This is a genomic window from Salegentibacter sp. BLCTC, assembly GCF_015143665.1.
In the GTDB taxonomy this organism is placed as follows: domain Bacteria; phylum Bacteroidota; class Bacteroidia; order Flavobacteriales; family Flavobacteriaceae; genus Salegentibacter; species Salegentibacter maritimus.
This window is the reverse complement of sequence record NZ_WYEW01000006.1, coordinates 215,022-227,863: the sequence shown is the minus strand read 5'-3', so window position 1 is coordinate 227,863 and position 12,842 is coordinate 215,022. Positions and strand designations below refer to the sequence as shown.

Genomic DNA, 12,842 nt, shown 5'->3' with positions numbered 1-12,842 from the left:
ATAGGGGGTATTGGTTAATTTATATTGAATATTTAAAAACAACCCCTATAAAATTAGGGGTTGTTTTTTGAAAAGTCGTAAAATTATGTAGTTTGTAAAATTTTTGAGTATGTTAAGAGAGTTTCACAAGGAAAAGACCTAGAATAACAGCTAAAATTCCAATAATTATACTTCCAAAGGCATAAAAAAAGAAATTTAGATAATCTCCCGACCGCAACAGCGATTGATTTTCAAAGACAAAGGTAGAGAAGGTAGTGAAGCCCCCGCAAAAACCCACGGCAAGAAATAGAACGGTATTCGAATTAAGGAAATTATGTTTTGCGGCATAGCCCAGCACTAAACCAAGTAATAAACTACCAAGGATATTTGCGGTAAAAGTACCATAGGGTATAAAAAAACGCTCAGAATTTAAACTTTTACTGATTAGATATCGCAATGCACTACCCAGGCCACCACCTACAAAAATCAATAATAGCTGTTTAAACATAGAGGTTTATTTTATTGGAATATAAAGATGGGTAATCCATTTAGCCGGATTAGCAACCTCTTCGGGCGAAGTTAAGTAAACCTCAAAATTATTGGCATCTTCGGCTACTTCAAGTTCATTGGCCTGTATATAATTATAGGCAGTGTTCCAGGCTTCTTTAAGATTCTTATAATCCCCTTTTAAGGTGGTTTTTAGAACCTTTTGATTAGGCATTAGCCCTGTTAGAATTTCACTATTGGCCGGAGTGATAACTTCACTGGGGGTAAATATTCCCGCCGAAAAAATGGCTGTTCCTGCAGTTTCGTTCCATTGATTATAAAGTATAAAAGGATTGCCGCTTTTCTCAATTTCATTTTTATCCATATAGCCAGAAACTTCACTAAACATAGATGTCATCTTTTTGTCTATTTGACTAATTTTACTTGCCGTAGTGGTATACATATAATAACCACCACCATGCTGAATAACGCCATCTACATTAATGGTATAAGTGTCCATTTTATTTAAGATTACGTTTTCTATATTGTTAAGTCCCTCCTGAAATTTTGGGCGCATCATTTCGGTTATACTTTGTTCCTGAAAAACAAAGGCCAGTTTTTCCATAAAACTTTGTTGCCCTTTTATTCCCCAAATAATTTCAGTTCCATCTTTAATTTCATTGAACTCCCAGTATATCTGGCTTTTAGATTCTCCGAAAGGTGTTTTTAAAACAAGTTCCTGTTCAATTTCAGCATAGGGCTTAGCAGAAATGGTTTTTATCTCACCATCGCCGGCAGCTTCACTTTTCCAGGAATAACTGGCGCTGTCACCACTGGTTTTTGCTCCATATTCAATAATCATATCATCGTTTTCAGTAGACCATGGTTCCCAGTTTTCCCAGTTTTTAAGTTCATTTACTTCCTGGAAAACCATTTCTACCGGAGCGGTAATTACTTTAGTTTCTTCAATTTGATAATTTCCATCTTTTGTGGCTATATAAATGGATCCTGCAATAATTACTATCAATAGGAGAAAGAAAAGGTATTTTAAAATTTTCATAGGAGTTGGTTTAGTAACGAAGATACTTATTTTAACAATATTTTGTAAATAAGGTATTTAGGGATTCAAAAATGTTTTGAGTATAAACAGTAAACCTATAAAAGCAAGAAAAGCTACAAGTACCCACATACTTCCTTTATATTGCTTTTTGTGTAATAAAGTATCTTTTTTGTAACTAAGTGTAATAACAATTACAAAAACAACTATAAATAAGCCTGCGAAAACGAGTTGGCCGGTGCTAAACATTTTTATATACTTTTATGCAAAGTTAAGGTTTTAGGCTTAATCTATAATCGATTTAAAATTTATTAAAATGAAGAAAGGACTCTCTGCAGTAAAGCAATTTCACAAGGTCTTTAAATTAGGCATTTCTGAAGAACCGAGAGCCTCCCTGGGTAAAGGCAAGAACCGTTTACGTTACGAGTTAATGAAAGAGGAAAACGAAGAATACCTTGAGGCTGTGAATAGGGGAGACCTTACGGAAGTGGCCGATGCCCTGGGTGATATGTTATATGTTTTGTACGGAACTATTATAGAACACGGTTTAGAACACAAAATTGAAGCAATTTTTAATGAAATACAGGCAAGTAATATGAGCAAGCTTGATAAAGACGGAAAACCATTATATAATGAAAGCGGGAAAGTAATTAAAGGGCCGGGCTATGTAAAGCCTAATATAGCCAAAGTACTTAAAGATTAAGATAATTTTAATTCCATTAAAAAGAGGCTGTCTGAAAAGTCTATTCTTGTCAAGCTGAACTTTTTTCAACTTCTAACATGTTTTTAATTACCAACACCTTAGATTTTGAAATAAATTCAAGTGACGGTTTTAAGACCTTTTCAGACAGCTTCTTTGTTTTTTGTGAAAATACCGGTATTTTACTTTACCAAATATCTCCAACCATGTCTGTCTTCGGCCTGGTTGTATTGAATTTTCATTAGCTGATCTTTAAATGACTTTCCGTAAGAATCTTCCAGCTCGGGAAGTTCAAACTTTTCGTCTTTATATCCAAAGCCAGAAATAGGATTGATTACCGTTGCGGTACCAGAACCAAAAATTTCCTTTAACTCACCATTTCTTGCCGCCTCTACAATTTCAGAAACTTTTACTTTTCTTATTTCTACTTCAATATTAAGATCTTTAGCCAGGTCTATGACACTTTTTCGGGTAACTCCATCTAAAATCCTATCACTTGTAGGCGCGGTAATTAGTTTGTCGCCAATTCTAAAGAAAATATTCATTGTTCCTGCTTCTTCCAGGAATTCGTGGGTATTGGCATCGGTCCAAATTATTTGTTGAAAACCGGCCTCTTTAGCAAGATTGGTTGGGTAAAATTGCGCGGCATAATTTCCGGCAGCTTTTGCGGCACCGACCCCACCATTGGCAGCACGACTATATTTCTCTGAAAATTGAACCCTTACTTCGCCACTGTAATAGGCTTGTGCCGGGGAACAAATAATCATAAACTTATATTTGGTTGACGGGTTTGCAGAAACGCCCTCCTCGGTAGCAATAACAAACGGGCGAATGTACAATGAGTTTCCAAATCCATTTTTAATCCAGGCTTTATCTAATTTTAACAATTCTTCCAGCCCGCTAAAGAAAAATTCTTTCGGAAACTCCGGAATAGCTAACCTTGCGCTGGATTTGTTGATCCTTTTAAAATTTTCTTCCGGTCTAAAAAGCCAAATTTGATCGTCTTCATCTTTATAAGCCTTCATTCCTTCAAAAACAGCCTGCCCATAATGAAATACTTTTGCCGATGGATCCATTTCTATGGAACCATAAGGTCTAATTTTAGGGGTTTGCCATTGGCCATTATCATAATCACATTCAAACATATGATCTGTGAAAATTTCGCCAAAAACCAGGTTGTCAAAATTTACTTCTTCAATTTTAGACTTTTGGACTTTGTTTATTTCAAGCTGGTTAGTATCGTATTCCATTATCATTAATTTAGCACACAAATTTACCTAAATTAAAACAGAATCAAAATCTAAAGTTTTGGTAAATTTGTTTGCCTACAGTGTTTTAACTAAATATAATAATATGAGAAAAATTGTGTTCCTCCTTGGTTTATCGTTAATTTTTATAGCCTGTAAAGGAGAAAAATCTAAAACAGAAGTTGAGGTTTTAGATCAATCAACTCCTGTTTCTTACAATTCTTACGGAGAAAAGATTTCACCTGAAAACAGCCTAACGAATGCTGAGGCCCTGGAAAGGTATACTTCATTAAAACCCGGAGACACTCTGGAGATTAAATTTGCATCAAAAATAAAGAGCGTTTGTAAAAAGAAGGGCTGTTGGATGGTGGTAGAGCTTCCCGAACAAAATGATGTAAGGGTAACTTTTAAAGATTACGGCTTTTTTGTTCCAAAAAATATTGAAAACACTGAGGTAATCGTTAAAGGGAAAGCTTTTTTAAATGAAATGTCGGTTGAAGATCAAAAGCATTATGCAGAAGATGAGGGAAAGTCTGAAGCAGAAATAGCTGCGATTACTTCACCAAAAAGCTCCAGGGCTTTTGTAGCTAATGCGGTACTTCTAAAACAATAAAGTGGAAAGAAAAATAATAAAAACCGGCGATGGGTCGGTTACCATACATTTAAGCGAGTGGGATGAGCAATACCACTCTAAACATGGAGCCATACAGGAAGCACAACACGTTTTTATAAAAATGGGGTTGCAATATTGGGTTGGCTCAAATAAGGAGAATAAACTTTCTATATTAGAAATAGGTTTTGGTACCGGCCTTAATGCATTTATCACTTTTTTGGAAGCTAAAAAGCTTAAGCTAAATATAAATTATACAGGAGTAGAAGCCTATCCCGTAGCTAAGAATGAAATAGCTGCCTTGAATTACGCCGAGATGCTTTCCGCAGAAAACCAGTTGCATTCATTTCATAAAATGCATGAAATATTGTGGAATGAGGTAGCGACTATTTCCGAATCTTTTCAGCTTGAAAAACAGCAAAAGCGTTTTGAGGAAATTGAAGATTGTGATAAGTATGATTTGGTGTTTTTTGATGCTTTTGGAGCCAGGGTTCAACCAGAACTTTGGACAGAAGAAATTTTCGCTAAAATGTTTGCCGCTATGAAAAAAAATAGTGTATTGGTAACTTATTCGGCAAAGGGAAGTGTGAGAAGGGCTATGCAAACGGCAGGATTTATAGTTGAAAGGCTTCCGGGCCCGCCAGGTAAGCGTGAAATGTTAAGAGCTTTAAAAAACTAGCGAATATTCCTGTTAAATAGGTGGTAATATTTAGCTAAGGTTTATTCTTGTTGTTATCTTGTAAAGAAAAATGCGTGTACTAATTACAGGGGCTACTGGCTTAATTGGATCTAAAATTAGTCAGTTATGCCTGGATAAAGGAATAGAGGTTTACTATCTTTCTACCAGCAAAGAAAAGTTAGAAAGTAAAGAAAATTATAAGGGTTTTTTCTGGGATCCAAATAATAATGAAATTGATAGTGATGCCATAAAAGGTGTTGATGCTATTATTAATTTGGTAGGTGCCAGTATTGCTGAACGCTGGACACCGGAACAGAAAAAAACTATTCTAAAAAGCCGAACCGAAACAGCAAATCTACTCTACAAATGCTTACAGGAAAACAAGCACCAGGTGAAATACCTGGTTTCTGCTAGCGCTATTGGAATTTACCCCAGTTCTTTAGAAAAATTATATACCGAAGAAGATAAAGGTGTAGACGACTCTTTTGTAGGCGAGGTCGTAGTAAAATGGGAAGAGGCCGTAGATAATTTTAAGGATTTGGGGCTGGAGGTTGCCAAGATTAGAGTTGGCCTTGTACTTGCGCAAAATGGAGGAATGTTACAAAAACTCAAAGAGCCTGTGAATTTTAATGTAGGTTCACCACTTGGTAGTGGGAAACAATGGCAGTCCTGGATTCATATAGACGATATTAGCGGTATTTTTATGTTTGCTTTAGAAAACCAATTAAACGGAATTTATAATGCTGTGGCCCCCAATCCTGTAACTAATAAAGAATTAGTGAACGAGGTAGCTTCAAAAATGGGGAAACCGGTTTGGTTGCCAAATGTTCCAAAAATAGCCCTTAAACTTGTTTTAGGAGAAATGTCTCACCTTGTGTTATCCAGCCAGTTGGTGAGTAGTGACAAGATAGAGCAGGAGGGGTATAATTTTAAATATGTAAACCTTGCCAAAGCGCTGGAAGATTTATTGGCCTAATAAAATACTTATGGAAATAGGAATAAAAAAAAAGCTGTCAAAAAAAAATCGACAGCCTTTTTTCTATTTCAAAAGATGTGAACCATATTAAGCTTTATTAGCTTTTAGGTTAATTTTTAAAATGATATCATCACTTACAAAATTATCTCCTAATCCGTCAAAAACAGATTTAGATCCAAAGTTTACATTCCAGTTGGTTCTATCTATACTAAACTCTTCACTGCTAATTTCGATACTATTTTTAGACTGGCTTATGCTAACCGGAAAAGTAATATTTTTAGTTTTATCCTTAATGGTAAGATTGCCCGATAAAAGTTTTTCACCTTCTTTTTCAGTAATTCCGGTTACTTCAAAGGTAGCTTCCGGGTATTTAGGAGCATTAAAAAAATCACCTTCTTTACCTTCTACCGTTCCCATTAAGTGAGCTTCAAGATCTTTTTTATCCTTTCCTTCAAGATCGGTAACGTTAATAGATAGCATATCAATAACAAAACTTCCACTTTCAATAATACTATCATTAGCGCTAAAAGTACCTTCGGTAAATTTTATAGTCCCGGTATGTGTATTGGTTGGCTTGCTTCCTTTCCATTCAATGATAGAGGCTGCGGTGTCTACTTTAAACTCCATAGCTTCTGCCTGCGCAGTGGCGGCATCTTTAGCATCAGAAGTTTCTGCTTTATTTTTATCGTTTTTACACCCTACAACTACAGTTAAAAAAGCTGCAATCATTAAAGTGCTTAAAATTGATTTTTTCATTGTGTTAGAAATTTGGTTTTTATTTAGGTTGCGAAATTACATAAACTAGAAAAAGCTTAATGCTAAAAAAATATTAAATAGTAATAATGACATTTTGACACCGAATCATTATTGGCAATGATTTTGACTCGTTGTGCATATATTAAAATGCAAGAAAAAATGAGCAAGAATAAAAATGAAGAACTACAGGATAAACCTGTAAAAGATCAAGTAGAAGACGTTATAGATGAGGCTATAGAAGAAGTTGAAAATGAAGAAGGAAAGAAGGAAGTGAAAGAGGAAACGCCTGAACTTACTGAGGAAGAAAAATTAAAAGAAGATCTCAAAAAGGAAAAAGATAAGTTTTTAAGGCTTTTTGCTGAATTTGAAAACTATAAAAGAAGAACTTCAAAAGAGCGATTAGAGTTATTTAAAACTGCCAATCAGGAAGTAATGACCGCCATGTTGCCAGTTCTGGATGATTTTGACAGGGCTTTAAATGAGCTTCGTAAACAGGGAGATGAAAATTTGGTTCATGGGGTAGAACTTATTCATAATAAGCTAAAGGAAACCCTTAAGAGTAAAGGTCTTGAGCCTATGCTAGTGAAAGAGGGAGATACTTTTGATTCTGAGCTTCACGAGGCCATTACCCAAATACCTGCGCCTAAAGATAAACTTAAAGGCAAGATAGTTGATGTAGTAGAAAGAGGTTATAAACTTGGGGAACGCATTATTAGATATCCTAAGGTAGTAACCGGGAAATAAAACAGCTTTTTTTAGAATTCGCAAAACGAGACCATGAAAGAAGATTATTACGACATATTAGGCATAAGTAAAGGAGCTTCTACTGCCGAAATTAAAAAGGCATACCGAAAGATGGCCATTAAATATCACCCAGATAAAAATCCGGGAGATAGTGAGGCTGAAGAGAAATTTAAAAAATCGGCTGAAGCATACGAAGTACTAAGCAACGAAGATAAACGTGCCCGTTACGACAGGTTTGGTCATCAGGCATTTGAAGGTGGCGCCGGTGGTGGCGGTGGCTTTGGCGGCATGGATATGGACGATATATTCAGCCAGTTTGGAGATATCTTTGGTGGCGGCTTTAGCGGAGGCGGTGGCTTTTCTGGTTTTGGTGGCGGCTTTGGTGGTGGCCAAAGGCGTGCAAAAGGAAGTAATCTAAGAATAAGGGTAAGCCTTACACTGGAAGAAATAGCGAAAGGTGCCGAGAAAAAGATAAAAGTAAAACGGAAGGTTCAGGCTCCCGGTACTACTTATAAAACCTGTACTACCTGTAAAGGTACCGGGCAGGTAACACGTGTTACCAATACTATTTTGGGTAGAATGCAAACGGCTTCTCCTTGTACCGCTTGTAGTGGTTCTGGACAAATAATAGATAAGAGGCCACCTGAAGCAGATGCGCATGGTTTGGTACAAAAAGAAGAAACAGTATCTATTAAAATTCCTTCAGGAGTTGAAGATGGTATGCAGCTAAAAGTTTCCGGAAAAGGAAATGAGGCGCCCGGAAATGGAATTGCCGGCGATTTACTTGTGGCCATAGAAGAGAAAGAGCATCATAGTCTAAAAAGGGAAGGCGATAACCTTCATTACGATTTATACATTAGCTTATCGGAAGCTGTGCTAGGATCTTCAAGGGAAATAGATACCGTGACAGGAAAAGTGAGAATAAAGATTGAAGAAGGTGTACAATCTGGAAAAATTCTTAGGCTTAGAGGAAAAGGTATAGGAAGTCTTAATGGTTACGGAAAAGGAGATTTACTGGTACATGTAAATGTATGGACACCTAAAAATATTAATAAAGAACAGCGCGATTTCTTTGAAAGAATGGCAGAAGATGATAATTTCAGGCCTAACCCAGAGAAAAGTGACAAATCATTTTTTGAGAAAGTAAAAGATATGTTTTCTTAGAACCTCGCTTTTAAGAAAAAATTTATATATTTGATTATCACTAAGTCTTTTAGTGATAATTTTTCTTTTTCATAGCAATTTTTTTCCCATCCTTAATTATTTAAGGGTGGGTTTTCTGTTTTTGGGCAGTTAGAAAAGCAAATTTTTTCTTAATCTAAAACATCTCTCAAGCTATTTCAATATATTTACTCGATAATCGAGCTTAAAACGCCCTGAGGCTTGTCTCGAAGATTAAACAATTTTTCGGAAGAATATCTTGTGAGCATGCTGTTGGCTAGTTCACCCCATAAACAAGTGTAAAACACTTTAATTCAAAGCTATGGTTGGGGTTTCTTAACCTTAGCCTTCTATAAGTCTTGTAACGAGCAATTTATTTATATCAATTTTCTATATGAAAAACCTCTTAGTCGCAGAAAATATCTATAAGCAATTTGGCAATTTTACTGCACTAAATAATGTTTCAATAGCTATTCCACGCGGTAGTATATTTGGTCTTTTAGGCCCAAATGGCGCAGGAAAAACTACACTTCTTAGAATAATTAACCAAATTACCATGCCAGATAGAGGGCAGGTTTATTTAGACGGTAAACCTTTGCAACCCGGGGATGTAGCGCATATAGGTTACCTGCCCGAAGAACGCGGACTTTACAAATCTATGAGAGTTGGTGAGCAGGCACTTTATCTTGCCCGGTTAAAGGGACTTTCTAAAACGGAAGCCGAAGAGCGTCTAAAGTATTGGTTTGATAGATTACAAATTGAAGGCTGGTGGAACAAAAAAATTCAGGAGCTTTCTAAAGGGATGGCACAAAAAATACAGTTTATTATTACGGTTTTACATCAACCTAAATTGTTGATTTTTGATGAGCCATTTAGTGGCTTCGATCCTGTAAATGCCGGTTTAATTAAAAATGAAATCCTTCAGTTAAAAGAGGAGGGTGCAACAATACTTTTTTCCACACATCGTATGGATAGTGTAGAAGAGTTGTGCGATTATATGGCTTTAATTCATCAAGCAAATAAATTGTTAGATGGTAAGGTTTCAGAGATTAAACGAGCCTATAAGTCCAATACTTACGAGGTAGGCCTGGAGTCTGAAAATAATATGGTGCTTTTAAATGATTTGAAAGAGAAATTTGTAGTCGGAAATACAAACTTTAAGAGCATAAACGACGATCTTAAAGTAACAATTCAGTTAAATAACCGGGAAACACCAAACCAGTTATTGGAGTACCTTATAGGAAAGGCCCGTGTAAATCATTTCGTAGAAGTTATTCCTTCAGTAAACGATATATTCATTAAAACGGTCACTCAAAATGCGTAACCTAAAGCTAATAATTCAACGCGAATACCTGGCAAGGGTAAGGAATAAGACCTTTATAATTATGACTTTCCTGAGCCCGCTTATATTGATAGGGATGTTTGCATTAATAGCTTATTTAAGTATGCTTAATAGTAGTGAACAGCGCATTATTGGATTGTACGATGAGACCCAAATGTTTACTTCAGAATTTAAAGACCAAAAGGAAGTACAATATTTAGATTTATCGGGTAAATCTTTAGAAGAGGCAAAAAAAATGGTGAATGAGCAGGAGTATTACGGCCTCATTTATATTCCTTCAAATATTGGGAAAGATCTTGAAGGTATTCAGTTTTTTGGGAATGAATCGCCCGGTTTAGGGACTATACAGGCTATAGAGAAAACCATTGCCGATAGGTTAACCCGAAAAGAACTTATAGAGAGAGGTATTGATGTAGACCAGTTGAACAATGCCAGGACAGAGGTTAGAATTGAAATCCAGAATTTTTCGGGAGAACAAACTTCTAAAATGTCTAATTATATTAAAATGTTCTTTGGGGGTGCTGCAGGTTATTTATTGATGATGTTTATTATCATTTATGGAAATATGGTGATGCGTAGTGTTATTGAAGAAAAGACCAATAGAATTATTGAGATTATAGTTTCTTCGGTAAAACCAATACAGCTTATGCTGGGCAAAGTACTGGGGACTTCCCTGGCCGGGATTACCCAATTTAGTATTTGGGTGCTTTTGGCCGGTGTGTTGGCAAGCCTGTCATTTTACATTTTGGGAATAGATGTATTTACAGTTCAGAAATCCCAATTAGAGACGGTTGAACAAATAGCGCAACCCGAGATAGCTCAGTTGATGGTAGATATTCTTAATTTACCAATTTTAAGTCTGGTAATATTTTTTCTTATTTATTTTATTGGTGGCTATTTTTTATATAGTGCAATTTATGCTGCAATTGGAGCGGCGGTAGATAGTGAGACCGATACCCAGCAATTTATGTTTCCGGTTATTTTGCCATTAATGCTAGGGATTTATGTGGGCTTCTTTTCGGTAATAGAAAATCCGCATGGCAGCATTTCTACTATTTTTTCTATGATTCCGCTCACTTCGCCCATCGTAATGTTGATGCGTATTCCATTTGGGGTTCCCTGGTGGGAATTAGCAATTTCAATTGCGATTTTAATTGTAACCAATTTTGCGGTAGTTTGGTTGGCTGCCAAAATATATAGGGTGGGAATTCTTATGTATGGTAAAAAAGCGAGTTACAAAGAATTATTTAAATGGCTTAAATACTAAAAGATGCAGGACCAGGAAAACCCGGAAGCTACAGAAGTTATAAAAGAAGTTGTTGAAAAAGATATATGGGGTAACCTCATAGAGTTTTGGAATTTTGTGCTTTTTCCTATAGAAACCGGTGAAAATACGGTGAACATTACCATAGGAAATATCTTATTGGTAATTTTCGCTTTCGTAATTACCAGTATTGTGCTAAGGTTAATAAGGTCTTTTATTACCGATAAGCTTCAGGAGACAGACAAGCTTAAGTTTATAAGCATTTTTAAATTTATTAAATACATTGTCTACTTGGTAGTGATACTGGTTACCTTAAGTTCAGCAGGTATAAATATTACCATAATCTTAACAGCATCGGCTGCACTTTTTGTAGGTATAGGTTTAGCTTTACAGGAATTGTTTCAGGATGTTATTGGAGGAGTTTTTATTATTTTAGATAAATCTCTTTTAGTAGGCGATGTTATTGAAATGGAAGGTAGAGTAGGTAGGGTTTTTGAAATAAAGCTTAGAACCACCCGGGCTTTAACACGAGACGATAAGGTGATGATTATACCAAATCATAAATTTATGAGTGATGTGATTTTTAATTATACACAAAATCATAAAACTACCCGGGAGTCTGTTAGTGTGGGGGTTGCCTACGGAAGCGATACAAAAAAAGTTGAAGATATTTTATTGAAGTGTGCGCGGGAAAATAAAGATGTTATGGAAAGTCCGGAGCCTTTTGTGCTTTTTGATACTTTCGGAGATTCGTCTCTTAACTTTTCCCTACATTTTTATGTGACAGATAGCTTTGTAGACCCTAAAATAAAGAGTCTGCTTAGGTTTAAAATAGATGAAGAATTTAGGAGGAATAATATTAGCATTCCTTTTCCACAGCGAGATGTACATTTCTACCCTAATAAAGCTTATACCCAAAACTTAGCAAAGAATGAATAAAATTTTTATCCTTACAGCTTTTTTTTTACTGGGGGCGGTAACGTTTCCGGCTTTTTCACAAACTACAGATTTAGCCAGGATAGAATACACTTATTTCCCTCAATCTGATTCCGATAATTCATTTAGGAGGTTTAGGACATTTGTAAATTTTCCGATAAAACTTAATGAAAACGATGCTTATTTGATACCTGGGGTAGAATATAGAAACGTAAACTTTAAGTATAAAAACAACGAAGCTTTTTCAACAAATAACCTGGATCGCTTTCAATCTTTTACCGGTAAAATAGGCTATACTTTTAAAATGAACAACATATGGCGTTTTGGCGTTGAGACTGGGGTGAAAGTTGCTTCTAACTTTACAACCAATGAGATGGTTAGAGACGATTTTATTTATACAGGCTCTGTGTATTTTATTAAAATAAAAGAAGATGAACGTTATATAGAACCCTGGCGTTTAATTTTGGGGCTAAGTTATTCTACTACCACAGGATTTCCTTTCCCTTTGCCTGTGATAAATTACTATAAACGTTTTGATGAAAAATGGTCTTATGCCCTTGGTATTCCAAAAACCAACTTAATACATTATTTTAATGAAAAGCACCAGGTGCAGGGCTTTGTTACTCTAGACGGTTTTTTCTCCAACCTTCAAAAAAACTTTAACCCGTATCCGCAAACAAACCCTAACTCCAACCGGCTTGCTGAGAGTATGTCTATGACCATAGTATTAAGCGGCCTGGGATATCAGTACAATTTTACCGATAATATTTCATTTTATTTATATGCCGGTTATACTGTAATGAACGATATTCGATTGCGGGATAAAGACCGGGAAGATTTATATACAATAGACGACACCAATACATTCTATGCACGTAGTGGTTTAAAATTTAGTATTTTATAAT

The 12,842-nt window shown here is 35.7% G+C and carries 14 protein-coding genes; 10 read left to right on the top strand and 4 right to left on the bottom strand.

The annotated features are described in order from the left end of the window. Positions 1-112 precede the first annotated feature (112 nt). Together crcB and GUB10_RS09115 are read right to left on the bottom strand one after the other, a co-directional pair. Positions 113-487 carry a fluoride efflux transporter CrcB gene (gene crcB / locus GUB10_RS09120; protein ID WP_193711126.1) on the bottom strand — a complete coding sequence of 125 codons (375 nt, stop codon included), beginning with the start codon at positions 485-487 and terminating at the stop codon, positions 113-115. A gap of 6 nt (positions 488-493) precedes the next feature. Continuing rightward, entirely contained in the window at positions 494-1,525 is a 1,032-nt protein-coding gene (locus tag GUB10_RS09115) for a GyrI-like domain-containing protein (protein ID WP_193711125.1), read from the bottom strand. Between the two features lie 313 nt (positions 1,526-1,838). Between GUB10_RS09115 and GUB10_RS09110 the strand changes: the two genes are divergently transcribed. Beyond that, a complete protein-coding gene (locus GUB10_RS09110) occupies positions 1,839-2,225 on the top strand; it encodes a nucleoside triphosphate pyrophosphohydrolase family protein (RefSeq protein WP_193711124.1) in 387 nt (128 codons plus the stop codon). A gap of 179 nt (positions 2,226-2,404) precedes the next feature. Here GUB10_RS09110 and GUB10_RS09105 read toward each other — a convergent pair whose 3' ends face one another. Beyond that, on the bottom strand, positions 2,405-3,472 hold the full coding sequence (locus GUB10_RS09105) for a branched-chain amino acid aminotransferase (protein ID WP_193711123.1): 1,068 nt from the start codon (positions 3,470-3,472) through the stop codon (positions 2,405-2,407). 103 nt (positions 3,473-3,575) lie between these two features. On the opposite strand from GUB10_RS09105, the gene GUB10_RS09100 reads away from it, so the two are divergent. The 3 genes from GUB10_RS09100 to GUB10_RS09090 all read left to right on the top strand — a co-directional run bounded on the left by GUB10_RS09100 (position 3,576) and on the right by GUB10_RS09090 (position 5,734). Next, complete coding sequence (locus tag GUB10_RS09100) at positions 3,576-4,082, top strand: DUF4920 domain-containing protein (protein ID WP_193711122.1); 507 nt, start codon at positions 3,576-3,578, stop codon at positions 4,080-4,082. A gap of 1 nt (position 4,083) precedes the next feature. Continuing rightward, positions 4,084-4,758 carry a tRNA (5-methylaminomethyl-2-thiouridine)(34)-methyltransferase MnmD gene (gene mnmD / locus GUB10_RS09095; protein ID WP_193711121.1) on the top strand — a complete coding sequence of 225 codons (675 nt, stop codon included), beginning with the start codon at positions 4,084-4,086 and terminating at the stop codon, positions 4,756-4,758. A gap of 70 nt (positions 4,759-4,828) precedes the next feature. Beyond that, the gene (locus GUB10_RS09090; protein WP_193711120.1) at positions 4,829-5,734 is read left to right on the top strand and encodes a TIGR01777 family oxidoreductase; all 906 of its coding nucleotides are present in this window, start codon (positions 4,829-4,831) and stop codon (positions 5,732-5,734) included. Between the two features lie 87 nt (positions 5,735-5,821). Here the strand turns inward: GUB10_RS09090 and GUB10_RS09085 are convergent, their stop codons facing one another. Then, the gene (locus tag GUB10_RS09085; protein ID WP_193711119.1) at positions 5,822-6,490 is read right to left on the bottom strand and encodes a YceI family protein; all 669 of its coding nucleotides are present in this window, start codon (positions 6,488-6,490) and stop codon (positions 5,822-5,824) included. A gap of 159 nt (positions 6,491-6,649) precedes the next feature. Between GUB10_RS09085 and GUB10_RS09080 the strand changes: the two genes are divergently transcribed. The 6 genes from GUB10_RS09080 to GUB10_RS09055 all read left to right on the top strand — a co-directional run bounded on the left by GUB10_RS09080 (position 6,650) and on the right by GUB10_RS09055 (position 12,841). Next, positions 6,650-7,234 carry a nucleotide exchange factor GrpE gene (locus GUB10_RS09080; RefSeq protein ID WP_193711118.1) on the top strand — a complete coding sequence of 195 codons (585 nt, stop codon included), beginning with the start codon at positions 6,650-6,652 and terminating at the stop codon, positions 7,232-7,234. A 33-nt stretch (positions 7,235-7,267) separates the two neighbouring features. Then, a complete protein-coding gene (gene dnaJ / locus GUB10_RS09075; protein WP_193711117.1) occupies positions 7,268-8,398 on the top strand; it encodes a molecular chaperone DnaJ in 1,131 nt (376 codons plus the stop codon). Between the two features lie 391 nt (positions 8,399-8,789). Beyond that, the gene (locus GUB10_RS09070) at positions 8,790-9,719 is read left to right on the top strand and encodes an ABC transporter ATP-binding protein (RefSeq protein ID WP_193711116.1); all 930 of its coding nucleotides are present in this window, start codon (positions 8,790-8,792) and stop codon (positions 9,717-9,719) included. Continuing rightward, entirely contained in the window at positions 9,712-11,004 is a 1,293-nt protein-coding gene (locus tag GUB10_RS09065) for an ABC transporter permease (RefSeq protein WP_193711115.1), read from the top strand. The genes GUB10_RS09070 and GUB10_RS09065 overlap by 8 nt, the downstream gene beginning before the upstream one ends. A 3-nt stretch (positions 11,005-11,007) precedes the next feature. Beyond that, the gene (locus GUB10_RS09060; protein WP_193711114.1) at positions 11,008-11,940 is read left to right on the top strand and encodes a mechanosensitive ion channel family protein; all 933 of its coding nucleotides are present in this window, start codon (positions 11,008-11,010) and stop codon (positions 11,938-11,940) included. Then, positions 11,933-12,841, top strand: a complete 909-nt coding sequence (locus tag GUB10_RS09055; protein ID WP_193711113.1) for a DUF6268 family outer membrane beta-barrel protein — start codon at positions 11,933-11,935, stop codon at positions 12,839-12,841. Before GUB10_RS09060 ends, GUB10_RS09055 begins: the two co-directional genes overlap by 8 nt. Position 12,842 lies beyond the last annotated feature (1 nt).

What these genes read in the sequence shown, in the direction of transcription:
- crcB (WP_193711126.1), bottom strand. Translation starts at nt 487, where the DNA reads ATGTTTAAACAGCTATTATTGATTTTTGTAGGTGGTGGCCTGGGTAGT.
- GUB10_RS09115 (WP_193711125.1), bottom strand. Translation starts at nt 1,525, where the DNA reads ATGAAAATTTTAAAATACCTTTTCTTTCTCCTATTGATAGTAATTATT.
- GUB10_RS09110 (WP_193711124.1), top strand. Translation starts at nt 1,839, where the DNA reads ATGAAGAAAGGACTCTCTGCAGTAAAGCAATTTCACAAGGTCTTTAAA.
- GUB10_RS09105 (WP_193711123.1), bottom strand. Translation starts at nt 3,472, where the DNA reads ATGGAATACGATACTAACCAGCTTGAAATAAACAAAGTCCAAAAGTCT.
- GUB10_RS09100 (WP_193711122.1), top strand. Translation starts at nt 3,576, where the DNA reads ATGAGAAAAATTGTGTTCCTCCTTGGTTTATCGTTAATTTTTATAGCC.
- GUB10_RS09090 (WP_193711120.1), top strand. Translation starts at nt 4,829, where the DNA reads ATGCGTGTACTAATTACAGGGGCTACTGGCTTAATTGGATCTAAAATT.
- GUB10_RS09085 (WP_193711119.1), bottom strand. Translation starts at nt 6,490, where the DNA reads ATGAAAAAATCAATTTTAAGCACTTTAATGATTGCAGCTTTTTTAACT.
- GUB10_RS09080 (WP_193711118.1), top strand. Translation starts at nt 6,650, where the DNA reads ATGAGCAAGAATAAAAATGAAGAACTACAGGATAAACCTGTAAAAGAT.
- dnaJ (WP_193711117.1), top strand. Translation starts at nt 7,268, where the DNA reads ATGAAAGAAGATTATTACGACATATTAGGCATAAGTAAAGGAGCTTCT.
- GUB10_RS09070 (WP_193711116.1), top strand. Translation starts at nt 8,790, where the DNA reads ATGAAAAACCTCTTAGTCGCAGAAAATATCTATAAGCAATTTGGCAAT.
- GUB10_RS09065 (WP_193711115.1), top strand. Translation starts at nt 9,712, where the DNA reads ATGCGTAACCTAAAGCTAATAATTCAACGCGAATACCTGGCAAGGGTA.
- GUB10_RS09060 (WP_193711114.1), top strand. Translation starts at nt 11,008, where the DNA reads ATGCAGGACCAGGAAAACCCGGAAGCTACAGAAGTTATAAAAGAAGTT.
- GUB10_RS09055 (WP_193711113.1), top strand. Translation starts at nt 11,933, where the DNA reads ATGAATAAAATTTTTATCCTTACAGCTTTTTTTTTACTGGGGGCGGTA.